A 16,139-nucleotide genomic window follows, 5' to 3' on the forward strand; every position below is an offset into this window, starting at 1 on the left:
AACATGAAATGAGTCATAAAACTCTGTTGATACTTATCTAAATAATTCTTGACGAATTACATATGACAATTAAAAAATAAAAAAGAGCAGATGAAAATATTAGTCATTCAGCAAAAGATGATAGGTGATGTTCTTACGAGCACCATTATTTGTGAAGCACTCACTAATAAATATCCCGATGCTACCATTGACTATTTAGTAAACTCGAATACAAAACCAGTAATTCTTGAAAATCCATATTTTCATAACATCATAGAATTTAAAAACGAATATCGAGAAAGTAAGAGAGCCTTTTATTCTTTTTTAAAGAATATTAAAAAATCTAAATATGATTTAGTAATTGATGCCTATGGCAAACTAGAAAGCAACCTCATCTCTTATTTTTCGAAAGCTCCCAAAAGAATATCTTTTTATAAATGGTATACACAATTTATATATACCAAGGTTATTCGAAGAAAACCAGAACCCATCACTAATGCATCTATAGCTACAGAAAACCGTTTACGATTAGTACATAATGAAGATGAATTAGTCACTAATATTATTCGCCCGAAAATTTTCCTCACAGATAATGAAACGCAAACATCCAAATCGTATCTAGAAACAAACGGAATTACCTCTGAAAGAAAACTTATTATGATAAGTGTATTAGGAAGTGAAATGAGGAAAACACTACCTTTTGAATATATGGCAACGGTAATTGATGAGATTGTATCTAGTACGAAAGCCAATATCCTATTTAACTATATTCCAAATCAAGAAGCTGATGCAAAAGCTATTTATGAATTAACCTCTGAGGTAACTAAGGAACATATTCATTTCAACGTTTTTGGAAAAAGCTTACGAGAGTTCATTGCCATACTTTCGCATTGTGATGCTTTAATTGGTAATGAAGGTGGGGCTGTAAACATGGCCAAAGCACTAGGAAAATCAACTTTCACTATTTTTTCTCCTTGGATTATTAAAAAAGATTGGAATATGTTTGAAGATGGACATCAACATGACTCTGTTCATCTATACGATTTTAAACCTGAATTATATGGAGATAAAACTCCTAAACAAATGAAAGATCAGGCTTTGGAATTGTATAAGAGCTTCTCTTCCGAATTAATCATTCCTAAATTAAAGTCGTATCTCAAAAAATTAAATCGTTAATCTTTTTCGATTCCAAACGGAGTCCTAATGACTTTTTCGCGCTTAGTGACTTTTCGAATTGCCTTATTTTTGGTGATCATTTCTGGTGCAACATAACCTCTTTCGTGATGTAAGTGCAAACATATTGCACTATATCTTATTTGCTTCGCCTTAATACCCAAATTAAATAAACGTTCACCTATCTCTCTATCCTCTCCACCATATTGCATACGTTCATCAAATCCATTCACTAGCAAAACATCTTTTTTCCAACCCGAAACATTCATCCCATCCCAAGTAGCTTTTGTAGGTGTAATAAAATTTAAAAACCGTTCTTTAAATCCATTAGAAGTTAATTTATTTAATTTAAACGAAGATGGTAATCCTTTGGATAGAAGCCAATCCACATCAAAACATCGTTGACTTACAATATCATCTTTAGTAATTTCTTCAGAAATATCTTTAGGCAATTTAAAATAACCACCAGATAAAAACCAACCTGATTTCCGAAGTTTCAAATGAGTGGCTACAAAATCATTTCTGGGAATACAGTCTCCATCTGTAAACAATAAATAATCAGAGTTCGCCAAGGGTATTGCTTTATTTAAAATAGCTGTCTTACGAAACCCAAGATCTTGATGCCAAACGTGTTCTATCTGCAATCTTGAAGTTTTACAAAACTCATTGATCATTGTTTTGGTTTCTTCGGTAGAACCATCATCTGCGATGATAATTTCAAAATGATCTACTGTTTGATTTTCATAACCGCATAAAACTTTTTGCAACCACATAGGTTGATTATACGTACTTATGATAACTGTTATTTCTGGTAATTGCATTGCCGTAAAAATAACTATTTTTGCACGATACGCTATATTTAGCCTCATCAATCTTAAAACATCCGAATGATTAAACTATCTGCTGTTATTATTACCTATAATGAAGAAAAAAAAATAGAAAGATGTTTATCCTCTCTTGTGGGTGTTGCAGATGAAATAGTAGTTGTAGATTCCTTTTCTACAGACCGAACAGAAGAGATTTGTCAACAATTTGATGTTACATTTATTAAACAACAGTTTTTAGGATATATCGAACAAAAAAACTTCGCAATCACAAAAGCTTCGTATGATCATATTATTTCTTTGGATGGAGATGAAGCTTTATCAGCAGAACTTCAAAATTCTCTAATACAATTAAAATCCAATTGGATGTATGATGGCTATTATGTAAATAGATATAATAACTTCTGCGGTCAATGGATACAGTTTTCTGATTGGTATCCTGATAAAAAACTAAGAGCATTCATAAAAGGCAAAGGAGAATGGCAAGGCATTAACCCCCATGATTCCTTTAAATTATACGACTCAAAAAAAGCATCAAAACTCAAAGGTGATCTCTTACACTGGAATTATGCCACCTATCAAGAATTTAATTTAAAAACGGATAAGTTTTCTTCTATATCTGCTCAATCCTATTTTGAGTTAGGAAAGAAAGCACCCCTTTGGAAAATTATAGTTAATCCCACTTGGGCATTTTTTAAAGCTTATTTTCTACGTCTTGGTTTCTTAGATGGTTTTAATGGTTTTGTAATTTCAGTTCAAACTGCCAATATTACCTTTCTCAAATATTCTAAACTAAGAGAGCTAATTCAGAAAAACAGACGGTAAGAGAATTATTATTCATCGCGATACTTCTTCTTCCAAAAGAAGATTTTTCGTTTTAATTTTCGTTTGCTATGATATCGATTTTGGAACTCCTGAGTATACTGCCACATTAACCTGAATACTTCTGACTCTTCTTCTCCTGTACATTTTGCATACTCATTACTCATAACTCGTATCATCGACTCGTGAATTGTTAAACGTGCAAAGTTTTTGATTCTCGTTTCAAAATCCATTTCACCAAACTCCATCCTATTCAAGTCTACAAGATAGAACTCGTAACCTTCGGTTGTTCTTTTGATTAATGTGTTTCCAGGTGAATGATCTAAGAAATTCACTCCATTTTTATGTAATTCATAGGTAAATCTAGTAAAAGCTCTAAGTATGCTCTCATGATCAGAAATGCTAAAGTCTGTAGTCAATTCTCGATACGTAAGGTCACAATCCACAAGTTCACTCACATAAAAACTCTTTTTAAATAAAAGAGGAGTCATTCTAATTTCATAAGCTATAGGAAAAGGTGTTTTAATCCCTAAGTCTAGTAGCTTATTAGCATACATATAAGATCTTTCAGCTTTGGATTTCCTAAAAAAACGATATGCCACTTGATTAACGATATTAGGAATTTTAAAGGATTTTATAGTGTAATTCTTACTTTCGAGATCTACTATTTTGATCACGTTACGTTCTGCATCTCCTAATATCTTTGTATAACTATCGAAATTATCAATAGCATCTTTTACTACCGATTCTAGATTTATTTTAGAAGAATGTACTACAAATCTTTTTGACATTTTATTTCGGATTTATAAACGACCTGAATTTTATAGATTCTACAATTTATCTTGATAAATACTTTAATCTTACTTCAAGTATTTATCAATACCATTATCACATCTTGTAATTCTTTCTGCTATTGTTTTGTTTTGAATTTCATTACCCTTCTCCGGATTTTCCAACACCGCTTTTTTATGATAGATATGAAAACATATTCCAGCAAATTTTAACCTCTTAGGCATAATTCCCATAAATGTTAAGCGTTGTCCGAAATCATAATCTTCGAATCCCCAACCTAAAAAATCTTCATTGTATCCATTGATGGCAATAGCATCCTTTCTCCAATAAGACATATTTGCTCCTCGTAGCTTGGTGGAAATGGCTTCATCAGGCTTTCTGTTTTTATACACAAACGGTAGATACAGCATTCTCATTCGCTTTTTAAGACCACTAGAAAAAATAGTAAGATCTATTTTCTTAGCAGACAATAACCGTTTAGATTTTTCTTTTGTTAATGTTACTCGTGTACCATACAAGAACATTTTATCTCTACTAGCATTTAAATGATCTTTTATGAAATGTTTATGCAAAATAATATCACCATCAATCTGAACAATATAATCAGATGTTATTCTGGCTATCGCCTTATTTAGGATCAGAGTTTTTGTAAACCCATTGTCCTCATGCCAAACATGATGTAACGGAACAGAAAAACTGTTTTTATAAGTATCAATCAGCGTTTTTGTTTCTTCCGTAGAGCCATCATCTGCTATGATTACTTCCGTTGGTAAAACTGATTGCTTCAAAACACTTTTTAATACTAAATTTAAGGCATCTGGCCAATTATATGTAGAAATTAATAATGCTACACTAGGATATTCTTTCATACGTATAAACTTCTAAAATCCAAAAACCTCATCAACCCAAAAAGGCAAAGTATATTTATCATAAATCTCCTTAGGAATGGGTTCATACGGAGTATCAAAAAAAGCTTTAGGGATATCTATATCTTTTTTGTCAATGATCAAAATATTATTAGGGTTATAAAAATCATACGTCGCAATATCTTTATTGGTCGTTATCAATTTTTTAGAAAACCCCATACTTTCAAAAACTCTAAAAGTTAGCCCAGATTGATTTTCTCTATGAACATCTAATAAAACATTGGATTGCGCAATAAATTCTTCTACCTGCTCCAGGTTCATAGTATTCTTGGTGTATGTAATTTGGGTATCATCCTTAAAACCTTCGGTTTTTCCTACAATTACTATTTTGTAATTGACTTCAATTTTATCCAAAGCTCTGGCTATATTTTGAATTACTCCATCGCGTTTTCCAGACGAACTGATATTAAAAACATCCTGCTGTGGTTTGCTAGGACTTGTTAATTTTTCTTTATAAATAAAATTGGTAATAAACGAAAAATCAAACTGTTTGACATCATCTTTTTCAAAAGAGAAAGCCTTGTCAAACTCATTATATATTTTAGCAATCTTGGGAGACCTTTTATAATTATCATTAAAAAAACCAAGCAATGTATCTGTGTAAGGTTTGATTTGTTGAATGAAATCAGGATTTAAAAAATCTCCTTTGATAATTAAAATTTTATCCTGATGCCCATTCTTATTTAGTTCTTCAAGAATTTTTTTCTCTAAAAACTTCTTTTTTATGTTATATTTAAAAAATAGTTTTGCAAAGAAATTAAAAACCTTATGGAAGAATGAAGGATACTTATAGCGTAGTTGATAAAAATTGATTTGACTCACCTTTATCCCTCGACGCTCTAATTCTTTGGCAATAAATTGATTAAAACCCCAATTATCCAGGCTTATTAGTGTAACTTTCATATAGACAAATATCGTACAATATTAACAATTATATTAAACAACCAGACTGTTTTAGAATAAAACTAATTCACTCATAACAAATTTCTCTAACAAAAAATAAGAAGATCCATGGATTACGATAATAAACCCGATAACTATTTTAATAACACACGTCATGAAATGTTGGATTTTCTTCCTAAAAACACAAAAACGTTATTGGATGTAGGATGCGGTGAAGGGGCTTTTGCTTCTATGATAAAAGAAAAATTTCAAACCGAAACATGGGGTATTGAATTAATGAAGGAAGAAGGAGAAAAAGCAAAAAAACTCCTAGATAAAGTATTTATTGGAGACGTAGAAGGTTTTATAGATGAGCTCCCAGATGACTATTTTGACACTATCTATTTCAATGACGTTTTGGAACATTTAGTAGATCCATATGTGGTGCTAGAAAAAATGAAAAGCAAATTATCCAAAGATGGCGTAATCATTAGTTCTATTCCGAATATGAGATATCACAGTGCTTTAAAGAATTTAGTACTGAATAAAAATTGGGAGTATGAAGATCATGGTATCATGGATAAAACTCACTTAAGGTTTTTTACGGGAAAAAGTATAGCCAATATGTATACCAGATTAGGATATAAGATTATTACCCACAAAGGGATAAATAAAACTAAATCCATCAAACCATATTTTTACAACTTACCTTTCCTATTTACTGCGATGGACATGAGGTATCTACAATATGCCACTGTGGTAAAAAAGTAACTATCTAAATTACCTAAACAAACAATGAATATACTTATTGAAGATAAAACGGCAGTATTACCTGCTAAAAAATATGGTGGTACCGAACGAGTTATTTGGGGATTAGGAAAAGAACTTTCTAAATTAGGTCATAAAGTCTATTTTTTAGCAAAACAAGGGTCTAGCTCAGATTTTGCTACTGTTATTCACTATGACGAAGAAAAATCATTAGAAGAGCAAATCCCAAGTGATGTAGATGTAGTACATCTTTTCCATTCCTTAAACCAATCGGTTGGAAAACCATATATCTTTACTATGGAAGGCAATCCATCTCCAGATCAAACCTTAGATATCAACATGGTTTTTGTTTCTGGAAATCATGCAAAAAGATATGGATCTACTGCTTTTGTGTATAATGGTATTGATTGGGATGATTATCCTGATCCAATACTTGATAATGAAAGAACCTATCTTCATTTTCTTGCCAAAGCATCGTGGAAAGTAAAAAACTTATTTGGCACTGCAGATATCGCCTTAAAATCTGGTAATAAACTACATGTAATGGGTGGTGAACGTTGGACATTTAGAAATTTTAAAAGAGGATTAAAATATATCCTAAATAAAAATATCATCTTCCATGGAATGGTGGAAAATGACAAAAAGATGGAAGTTGCGCAGCGGTCTAAAGCCTTGGTTTTTCCTGTAGTTTGGCATGAACCTTTTGGAATAGCTATTACCGAAAGTATGTATGCAGGTTGTGCTGTTTTTGGTACCGAAAACGGTTCTCTACCAGAATTAATCACTCCCGAAGTTGGATATACTGGCAATAATTCTAATGACATCGCCAAAGCCATTAAAGAATTTGATTATAACCCAAAAAGATGCCATGAGTATGCGGTAAAGTATTTCAACTCTAAGATGATGACAGAATCTTATTTAAAACTATATGAAAAGGTAATTGCCGGCGAAACTATAAATAAAGAGATCCCTAAATACCTTGATAAAGAGAATATGGTTCCAAAATTTAATTAATGGAAAATCAAAAAATAGAAATAGAGAAAACAATAGAAATTCTTAAAAGAGGAGGACTTATTTTATATCCTACTGACACCGTTTGGGGAATTGGATGTGATGCAACCAATGCAGAAGCTGTGGATAAAATATATTCACTAAAGAAAAGAGCGGACAGCAAAGCTTTATTATGCTTAGTAAGTGATTTTAAAATGTTACAGCAATATGTAGAGGAAGTACCCGAAGTGGCTTATGACATTCTAAAATATGCTACAAAGGCCACTACAATTATTTATGATAGACCTTTACGAGTTGCTGAAAATCTAATCGCAAAAGATAATACACTTGGAATAAGAGTAGCGAGAGATCCATTTTGTAGTAAATTAATACGAAAGTTTAAAAGGCCTATTGTTTCTACATCAGCAAATATCAGTGGCAAACCGACTCCGAGAAACCTGCAAGAAATGAGTAAAGAGATTTTGGAAGGCGTTGACTATGTCGTAAATTTGCCTTTACAAAATAAAGATGCTAAACCTTCTTCTATTATAAAAATCGGTGGAGATAGTACCGTTAAAATTATAAGGAAATAAAGTTTCATCACCTTTGTATACCAGGTATATATAATAAGAACAATTGTTGATTTCGAGAATACCCTCGAAACTTTAAAATCTCGATTATCGAGTATATTGATTCATGTCGGAAGAGAATAATTACAAAGAAGCATTACAACATGCTGTTTTTAATACGATAACCCAAGCTGCATCCAATCTTGAATTAGACAGTTATGTCATTGGAGGGTTTGTAAGAGATTATATTTTACAACGAGGATCTGCAAAGGATATTGACATAGTAGCAGTTGGTAGTGGTATCGAACTAGCAAAAGAAGTTTCTAAATTACTTCCTAACCAACCCAAAATTCAAATCTTTAAGACCTACGGAACTGCCATGCTAAAAGCGGGAGATATAGAAGTTGAGTTTGTTGGTGCCCGAAAGGAATCTTATCGAGAAAATAGTAGAAATCCTATTGTAGAAAATGGAACGCTTCAAGATGATCAAAACAGGAGAGATTTTACGATCAATGCCTTGGCATTAAGTCTTTCTAGAGACAATTTTGGTAATATTTTAGATCCTTTTGATGGATTAGAAGATCTTCGATCCAAAATCATCAGAACACCATTAGATCCAGATATTACCTACTCTGATGATCCGCTAAGAATGATGCGTGCCATTAGATTTGCTACACAACTTAATTTCAAGATAGAAGAAAGATCTTTAAAAGCCATTACCAAGAATAAAGATCGTATTAAAATAATTACTAAAGAAAGAATTGTAGACGAGCTCCATAAAATCTTATTAAGTGAAAAACCGTCTATTGGGTTTTTACTTTTGGAAAAAACTGGATTACTGCCCTATATATTACCGGAATTAGTTGCGTTAAAAGGTATTGATGAAGTAGAAGGACAGAGACATAAAGATAACTTTTACCATACTTTAGAAGTAGTAGATAATATTGCAGAAAACACGGATGATCTTTGGTTACGCTGGGCAGCGCTATTACATGATATCGGAAAGGCTCCTACTAAGAGATTTAGTAAAAAAGTTGGATGGACTTTTCATGGTCATGAGTTTGTAGGCTCAAAAATGGTCTATAAACTATTTAAACGATTAAAAATGCCTCTGAATGATAAAATGAAATTTGTTCAGAAAATGGTTTTAATGAGCTCTCGACCAATTGTAATTGCATCAGATGTTACGGACTCTGCTGTTAGGAGATTAGTGTTTGATGCTGGCAACTATATCGAAGAATTAATGACGCTTTGCGAAGCCGATATTACAACTAAAAACCCGAAGCGTTTTAAAAAATATCATAACAATTTTAAAATTGTTCGTCAGAAAATGGTAGAGGTAGAAGAACGAGATCATATTCGAAATTTTCAGCCTCCAGTGAGTGGAGAAGAAATCATGAAAACTTTTGACATAAAACCTTCTAAAGAAATTGGAATTATAAAAGAAGCGATAAAAGAAGCCATATTAGAAGGAGATATCCCAAATGAACATGAAGCTGCATTTCAGTTTATGATAAAAAAAGGGGAAGAATTAGGGTTAAAAAGTTCTTAGCAACTTAAATCCTTTAAAACTTAGATTCTTAACACATGAAAAAATATTTTAGACCGCTTGTAGTTACGTCTGTAGTCCTTATCTATTTAATCATTATTGCAGGTGCTGTGGTAAGAATGACGGGTTCTGGAATGGGCTGTCCGGATTGGCCAAAATGCTTCGGATATTATATCCCTCCTACCGAAGAAAGTCAAATACAATGGAAACCCAATCATGAATATGAGGAAGGGTTTATTGTAATAGTAGATGAAGAATTAAGAATCGCCAATAAAGATTTTACATCTACATCAACATATGAAACTACCAATTGGGAACCCTATACAAAGCATGACTATGCTAAATTTAATGTATGGCATACTTGGATCGAATATATTAATAGACTGGTTACAGTAGTATCTGGAATCCCTATTCTTTTAATGTTTATTCTTTCGCTTTGGTTCTGGAAAGAAAAAAGAAAAATAACGCTGTATGCGGGACTCACCATTATAGCAATGGCATTTCAAGCTTGGTTAGGTAAAATAGTAGTAGATTCTAATCTTCTTCCGCTAAGAATTACAATACATATGTTAGTAGCATTTATAATACTAGCCATATTGCTATACATTTTATTTCTCACAAAAAAGGAGACTAAAACATTCAAAATCAGTTCAACTTTTAAGAATGTATTGTTTTTTTCTGCAGTGCTTACTTTAGTTCAGGTTGCTTTAGGTACTCAGGTAAGACAGTATGTGGATGAACAAATCAAAATTGTTGGTGAACTAGCAAAATCTCAATGGTTAGATCCACCTACAATGAACTTTTATATTCATCGATCATTTTCTATCCTTATCGTGTTGATTAACTTATGGCTGTTGTGGTATAATAACAAAATGCAACTTGGATTATCTAAATTAAATTGGGTCATTGCCTTTATCGGTTTAGAGGCGTTTACTGGAATTTTAATGTATTATTTTGATTTCCCTTTCCTTTCACAACCCTTACATTTAGTTATATCATCTTTACTATTTGGAGTTCAGTTTTATATCCTACTCGAAGTGTTTAAAAAAAAGGGATTGACGTCTGAAAATTTAAAATAGTCACTAACAAGTTTGTATCTTTGCAAATCCAAATTAAACAAGAATGGTTTACCGTTTCAGAATTATCCTAGATACAGAAGAAGACGTATTTAGAGATATCGAAATCGAACAAGACGCTACATTAGAGCAGTTTCATAATGTTATTAACCAATCCTTTGGTTTTGATGGCATGGAAATGGCCTCTTTTTATGTCAGTGATGAGCAATGGAATCAAGGAGAAGAGATATCTCTTTTTGATATGAGTGATGGTAATCAGCCAGTACGATTAATGAACGAAACAACATTAATCGATGTGGTACACGAGGCATCGCCTAGATTGATTTATGTCTATGACTTCTTAAGCATGTGGACATTTTTGGTTGAGCTTGCGGAAATTGCTGAATATGAAAACGGAAGAGAATATCCTAATGTAATGTTCGTACACGGACAAATACCAGATAATGCGCCCGATAAAGAGTTTAAAGCTGATGATTTAGACCAAGATGATGAAGGGGAAGGCTTTTTAGACCTTGATGATTACGATGAATTAGGTTTTGATGAACATTGGAATTGAAATTAAGAAAGTATGATCAATTTATATAGCACCCAAATTGAATCGTTATCGATTCACAAAATAGGTAACAAGAGCAGAAATGAAAACATATTTCTATCCGATGCTCCTTACACACTTAATGACGAGTTAACCGCTTTATTAAAGGAATACTTTTTTAAACCGTTTAGAGAAAAAGAGGAGAATTACTTTCAGTTTACCAATGAGGTAGATGTAGAATTTAATCCGCTATATAAAATCGTTACCGAAATATTCAATAACCCATCTTCGGCTCACGAAAAATCAAAGAGAATTGCTTCCCTTTTATATGAACAATCCCAACATCCGCATATCAAAAGTGGAGAAGTCTATGTAGTGTATTTAGAGAATCTTTCTATAGATAATGAAAAAACAAATGCCGTAGGGATTTTCAAGTCAGAATTGAAATATGATTTCCTTCAGTTTGCAGAGAAAGGAACGAATATAGAACTACTACATCAACAAGGTGTAAATCTAAATAAATTAGATAAAGGATGTTTAATTTTTAATCATAAACAAGAAGAAGGATATAAAATTCTTTCTGTTGATTCTAACCGTTATGACACAAAGTATTGGTTAGAACACTTCTTAGGAGTGGAAGCCTTTGCAGATGAAAATTTTTATACCAAGAAGTATATGAAATTCTGCCAGGATTTTGCTAAAGATGTAGTACTACCAGCAGAAGACAAAAAAGAAGAAGTGATGTTTATGAATCGTGCTGTAAATCACTTTGCCAAAAACGACACCTTCGAAGAATCTGCTTTTTTAAATGAAGTAATCGATAATCCGGATCTAATTCCCGAGTTTAAACATTACAAAACTGAAAAGGCTCCAAAATATCATATCGAAGATCTTACAGAATTTCCTATTGCTAATACTGCAGTTTCTGCAGCTAGGAAAAAGATCAAAAACACGATTAATTTAGATACCAACATCCAAATTAAAATGGATTTTATCAATCCAGAATCTGCAGAAAAATTTGTAGAAAAAGGTTGGGATGAAGAAAAGCAAATGTACTACTACCTGGTATACTTTAACAAAGAGCAAAAAGACTAACCAAACCGCTTACTTCTGACCAGTTAAGTTAAAAGTAAGATTTGAATTTATCTCAATAAGATTGCCACTGGGATTTAGTTTAAAAGTACTTAAATAGATTTTTTCAAAATCTTCATTCATCGGTTTAGGTTCTTCAATTATGCTATCTCCTACTTTTCTATTCTTATAATAAATCAAGGGAGTCAAAACAAGTGTAGAGTCTTGCATTTTGTGAGTACCCGTAGTTTTTGTCAAGAGCTTACCGTATGCACCATAATCTTCATAGGTAAATATATTGGCATGTAGATCTAATGCTGTGTACCCATTTGACTTTGTATGTAAAAAACTTTTTTTAAAATAATCATATCTTGGTTTGCTAGATACATTATGATAATATCGAGTTGGATCTGTTCTTTGTGGATTGTTTACACTATATCGAACTAATAAAGAATCTCCAATTGCCTGAAACTGTCCAGACCTATATGCTCTATGTTTAGACACATATACTATATTGTCAATCTTATAGATAAAATGTACGATTTGATCATGCTCACCTCCAATACCAGGCAATCTAGGAACTACTAATTTAGCTTGAAAAGCAACTGCTTTGACTGTCCCTGTTTTCTCAAAAGGATAAAAGGTAGGAAGCTCAAAATTATGATACATCCAAATAGAAGATACCAATAAAAACAAACCACCAAAAGCCCAAGGATTTATTTTCATAAAAATACACTTTACATATAAGTGACAATTAATGTTGTTTTGTTACAAAAAACACCGCTTCAATTCCTTTTAAAAACGAAACCCTAATCCATCCATTTTCTATACTTTTGCGCCTGATTTTTAACAAAAAAAGAAAAACTTAAATTTTTAGGGTAACATTTAGTAATCAAATGACACGTATATAAAAGCGCCATTTTTTTCAGAGTCTAAAATGCTGCAAATTAAAAATAATCAAAAAGAAACATGAGAAAAAATATTGCATTCATCATTCTAATTATTGGAGCTATTTATAGTTTAAAAGCTCAAACACAAACTCAAGATTTAAATATGGGATTACATCAGTTACAATTTCCAAGTGCAAATGGAGGTTTCAATAGAATCCATAGTTTTGGCGGCACATTTCCTGGGAAATGGTTATTTAAATCCAGATTTGACCATATTTATTTGGATGCTGGTGAAAATGAAAACAATAAATATTCTATTCTTTTCTTAAGTGGTGGTATCGAAAGAGCAAAATTAAATGGTGCAGGTAATTTTGGTATTGGAACTTCAAATCCTGTTGAAAAACTCCACGTAGAGGGGTCTTTGTTATTGGATGCTTATCAATTAGGGAATCAAAAAGGGCTTTTCTTTAGAGAAGGTTTTTCCGCAACTAATAAGTATAACTTATCCATCTTAACATATGATGATGGGGATAACAGCCCAGACGGATTAGATATCAATGCTTATGATGGGATTTACTTTAATACAGGATCTAATAGCAGAAATCCAAGAATGACAGTTCAAGGAAATGGTAATGTGGGTATAGGAACAACAAATCCAGAAGAAAAACTTCAAATTGGTAACGCTTATACATTTCATGATGGCGGACATAAAGTAATTGGTTTTTTATATAAACCCTCAGGTGCTGTTGATCTAGATGCTACTAAGTACTCTTCAGAAATACGTTTTGACCCTACACATGGGAACTTTTTTTTAGGTACCTCCAGTACCATTACAGAAGCTCCTACTGCTAGACTATCAATTAACAAAAATGGTTACGTAGGTATAGGAACCACTAGTCCATCAGCTAGATTAGAAATAAAAAGTTCTGGAGACGGAGCAGAAATCTTAAAACTGTCCACTGAAAGACCATGGGTTTTTAAACAAGAAGGTACAGGAGCTTCATCTAATCTAGTGCTTCAAGAAATTTCTGGAAACAAATTCTTCAAAATAAAAAGCTACGATAATACTGATATTTATACTATTCAATCTAACTCGGGAGATACTTACTTTAAAGGAAATATGGGTATCGGAACAAATAATACTCAAGGATACAAATTAGGTGTAAAAGGTAAAATAGCTGCAGAAGAAGTAAAAGTTGCTCTGTATAATGGCTGGCCAGATTATGTCTTTGAAGAGGATTATCATTTACCTACACTACAAGCAGTAGAACAACATATCTCAGAAAATGGACATTTAGAAAATATCCCTTCTGCTACAGAAGTAGCTGAAAATGGTATCCAATTAGGAGAAATGAATAAAAAATTACTCGAAAAAATCGAACAGCTAACACTTTACATGATTGAACAGAATAAAAAGACAGAGCAGCTTATTAAGAAATCTGAAATGTTACAAGAGGAAATCAATCTTTTAAAACAACAAGTAAAGCGCTAGAACAATGGTTTATAAAACATTAAAAAGTAAATGTTTTTTTTTAGAAAATCCGAGTTTTCACAGTAACATTTAGTCTCCATATGACACATATCTAAAAGCATTATATTTTTTTTGGGATAGAAATATTTCAAATTAAAACCAATTAAAAATTAAACATGAGGAAAAATGTAATTTTACTAATAGGATTTGTAATGATATCATTTTGTGGTATGGCACAAATACCAACTAATCAAGGACATTATCTGGAACACACAAATAGCGCTGGAGAGCTATATCGTGGACATCTAATTCAATGGAATAGACTTTCCTTAGGATTATGGAATGATGGCAATGCTTTTTCAATTGAAGACTTTTCAGAATTTAATGCAACAAACACTTATAAAAATCTTTTTAGAGTTAACCTAAACGGAAATGTTGGAATAGGAACAACTAATCCAGATGCAAAACTTAGCATCTATTTACCAAATGGTACAGCATCTTATCCAACAGCTTCCAGTAGTGGAAATCTATTTTTTAAATCACGAAGTTCTAATAGTGGAATGGAATTCGGTAATTCAATTGGATTTAACGATAGAAAAGCCTGGATAATCGCTCGACATTCTGATGTTGCTAGTTATGGAAAATACTATTCTACCCTACATTTACAACCTGATGTTGGTGATAAATCGCAGTATAGAGGAGTAAGTATTGGTTATGAAGCGTCTACACAATTACCTGTTAATACGCATTTAGCAGTATCGGGTAATGTAGGAATAGGAACTACTGAACCTAATGAAAGACTGCAAGTAAATGGAAATATCTCTGCATTCGATGGAAATATAATTTTGCATAATAGTTCAATAAATCAAGAAGAAAGTGGAACCATTCGTTGGAATGAGTATCCTGGTGGTACAAATCTTAACCAATCTGGAGCTTTTATCACATATAATGGAGATAACAACTATCTAAAAGTGGCAACAAATGATGAAAACAATTCTTATGAACATATTAGAATTTATAGAGGAAGCAGAACTATATTACAACCAAACTCTGGTAATGTTGGAATAGGAACTACTAATCCTCAAGAAAAGCTTAAAATAGTTAATGGTTCGGTTTCTGTCGATTCTTCCTCTGATGGCAGCAATGCTTTTGAATTTGGTAATAACTATGGGCAAATGTATTATGATGCGCAATCATCTGGAGAACAAAATAGAGGTATGTACTTTCAAGAACAATTATCTACCAATAGAGGCTTTCATTTTTTGAACTCTAATGGAGATAGATTATTAAAGATTAATGGAAACGGAAATGTTGGAATTGGAACAAATACTCCCGATGCTAAATTAGCTGTAAACGGTAATATTCATACTCAAGAAGTAAAAGTAGATCTAGTAGGCTGGCCAGATTATGTCTTTGAAGAAGACTACAATTTGCCTACACTACAAGAAGTAGAACAACATATCTCAGAAAATGGACATTTAGAAAACATCCCTTCTGCAGCAGAAGTAGCTCAAAATGGTATCCAATTAGGAGAAATGAACAAAAAATTACTCGAAAAAATCGAACAGCTAACACTTTACATGATCGAACAGAATAAAAAGACGGACTTTCTCCTAAAAGAGGTAGAAACACTTAAAAAGAAAAATGCTGCGCTAGAAGCTAGACTAAAATAGTCTGAGGCCAGATGTTGGATATCCGATGTCAGGAGTGTAATACATAATTAGACTTGTGACATCGGTCTTCTAACTTCAAAAATCTAATAACAAACATCTGATATAATACTTCCGACTTCAAACTTCCATTACCTAACACTGGACGTACGACC

Annotated in this window: 16 protein-coding genes; 11 read left to right on the top strand and 5 right to left on the bottom strand. The window is 32.3% G+C overall.

The features are described from left to right. The first annotated feature begins 90 nt into the window (after nucleotides 1–90). A complete protein-coding gene (locus Q1A73_RS17480) occupies nucleotides 91–1,155 on the top strand; it encodes a glycosyltransferase family 9 protein (RefSeq protein ID WP_299608014.1) in 1,065 nt (354 codons plus the stop codon). Here Q1A73_RS17480 and Q1A73_RS17485 read toward each other — a convergent pair. Further along, nucleotides 1,152–2,021 (bottom strand): glycosyltransferase family 2 protein, encoded by an 870-nt coding sequence (locus Q1A73_RS17485; RefSeq protein ID WP_299608016.1) that lies wholly within the window; start codon nucleotides 2,019–2,021, stop codon nucleotides 1,152–1,154. The genes Q1A73_RS17480 and Q1A73_RS17485 overlap by 4 nt on opposite strands. Before the next feature lie 18 nt (nucleotides 2,022–2,039). On the opposite strand from Q1A73_RS17485, the gene Q1A73_RS17490 reads away from it, so the two are divergent. Continuing rightward, complete coding sequence (locus Q1A73_RS17490) at nucleotides 2,040–2,801, top strand: glycosyltransferase family 2 protein (protein ID WP_299608019.1); 762 nt, start codon at nucleotides 2,040–2,042, stop codon at nucleotides 2,799–2,801. Nucleotides 2,802–2,809: 8 nt separating this feature from the next. Here the strand turns inward: Q1A73_RS17490 and Q1A73_RS17495 are convergent, their stop codons facing one another. The 3 genes from Q1A73_RS17495 to Q1A73_RS17505 all read right to left on the bottom strand — a co-directional run bounded on the left by Q1A73_RS17495 (nucleotide 2,810) and on the right by Q1A73_RS17505 (nucleotide 5,419). After that, nucleotides 2,810–3,589 carry a lipopolysaccharide kinase InaA family protein gene (locus tag Q1A73_RS17495; RefSeq protein WP_299608022.1) on the bottom strand — a complete coding sequence of 260 codons (780 nt, stop codon included), beginning with the start codon at nucleotides 3,587–3,589 and terminating at the stop codon, nucleotides 2,810–2,812. A 69-nt stretch (nucleotides 3,590–3,658) separates the two neighbouring features. Continuing rightward, complete coding sequence (locus Q1A73_RS17500) at nucleotides 3,659–4,459, bottom strand: glycosyltransferase family 2 protein (protein ID WP_299608025.1); 801 nt, start codon at nucleotides 4,457–4,459, stop codon at nucleotides 3,659–3,661. A 12-nt stretch (nucleotides 4,460–4,471) separates the two neighbouring features. Beyond that, nucleotides 4,472–5,419 carry a hypothetical protein gene (locus Q1A73_RS17505; RefSeq protein ID WP_299608027.1) on the bottom strand — a complete coding sequence of 316 codons (948 nt, stop codon included), beginning with the start codon at nucleotides 5,417–5,419 and terminating at the stop codon, nucleotides 4,472–4,474. 108 nt (nucleotides 5,420–5,527) lie between these two features. Between Q1A73_RS17505 and Q1A73_RS17510 the strand changes: the two genes are divergently transcribed. From Q1A73_RS17510 to Q1A73_RS17540, 7 genes are all read left to right on the top strand, one after another. Further along, a complete protein-coding gene (locus Q1A73_RS17510; RefSeq protein WP_299608029.1) occupies nucleotides 5,528–6,169 on the top strand; it encodes a class I SAM-dependent methyltransferase in 642 nt (213 codons plus the stop codon). Nucleotides 6,170–6,193: 24 nt separating this feature from the next. Beyond that, nucleotides 6,194–7,180: a glycosyltransferase gene (locus tag Q1A73_RS17515; RefSeq protein ID WP_299608031.1), complete on the top strand. Its 987-nt coding sequence runs from the start codon at nucleotides 6,194–6,196 to the stop codon at nucleotides 7,178–7,180. After that, the gene (locus Q1A73_RS17520) at nucleotides 7,180–7,749 is read left to right on the top strand and encodes an L-threonylcarbamoyladenylate synthase (RefSeq protein ID WP_299608034.1); all 570 of its coding nucleotides are present in this window, start codon (nucleotides 7,180–7,182) and stop codon (nucleotides 7,747–7,749) included. Before Q1A73_RS17515 ends, Q1A73_RS17520 begins: the two co-directional genes overlap by 1 nt. A 103-nt stretch (nucleotides 7,750–7,852) precedes the next feature. Then, complete coding sequence (locus tag Q1A73_RS17525; protein ID WP_299608036.1) at nucleotides 7,853–9,277, top strand: HD domain-containing protein; 1,425 nt, start codon at nucleotides 7,853–7,855, stop codon at nucleotides 9,275–9,277. Nucleotides 9,278–9,312: 35 nt separating this feature from the next. After that, nucleotides 9,313–10,353 carry a COX15/CtaA family protein gene (locus tag Q1A73_RS17530; protein WP_299608039.1) on the top strand — a complete coding sequence of 347 codons (1,041 nt, stop codon included), beginning with the start codon at nucleotides 9,313–9,315 and terminating at the stop codon, nucleotides 10,351–10,353. Between the two features lie 43 nt (nucleotides 10,354–10,396). Further along, on the top strand, nucleotides 10,397–10,906 hold the full coding sequence (locus tag Q1A73_RS17535; protein ID WP_299608042.1) for a hypothetical protein: 510 nt from the start codon (nucleotides 10,397–10,399) through the stop codon (nucleotides 10,904–10,906). A gap of 12 nt (nucleotides 10,907–10,918) precedes the next feature. Beyond that, nucleotides 10,919–11,977 carry a nucleoid-associated protein gene (locus Q1A73_RS17540; protein ID WP_299608045.1) on the top strand — a complete coding sequence of 353 codons (1,059 nt, stop codon included), beginning with the start codon at nucleotides 10,919–10,921 and terminating at the stop codon, nucleotides 11,975–11,977. 9 nt (nucleotides 11,978–11,986) lie between these two features. Here Q1A73_RS17540 and Q1A73_RS17545 read toward each other — a convergent pair whose 3' ends face one another. Beyond that, nucleotides 11,987–12,679 (bottom strand): hypothetical protein, encoded by a 693-nt coding sequence (locus Q1A73_RS17545; RefSeq protein ID WP_299608047.1) that lies wholly within the window; start codon nucleotides 12,677–12,679, stop codon nucleotides 11,987–11,989. Between the two features lie 243 nt (nucleotides 12,680–12,922). Here Q1A73_RS17545 and Q1A73_RS17550 point away from each other — a divergent pair, with 243 nt between their 5' ends. Both Q1A73_RS17550 and Q1A73_RS17555 read left to right on the top strand, forming a co-directional pair. Continuing rightward, nucleotides 12,923–14,335: a tail fiber protein gene (locus Q1A73_RS17550; protein ID WP_299608049.1), complete on the top strand. Its 1,413-nt coding sequence runs from the start codon at nucleotides 12,923–12,925 to the stop codon at nucleotides 14,333–14,335. A 155-nt stretch (nucleotides 14,336–14,490) separates the two neighbouring features. Continuing rightward, nucleotides 14,491–15,987, top strand: coding sequence for a tail fiber protein (locus Q1A73_RS17555; protein ID WP_299608051.1), 1,497 nt, complete (start codon nucleotides 14,491–14,493; stop codon nucleotides 15,985–15,987). Nucleotides 15,988–16,139: the final 152 nt, after the last annotated feature.

It is taken from the genome of uncultured Aquimarina sp., assembly GCF_947492115.1.
Taxonomy (GTDB): domain Bacteria; phylum Bacteroidota; class Bacteroidia; order Flavobacteriales; family Flavobacteriaceae; genus Aquimarina.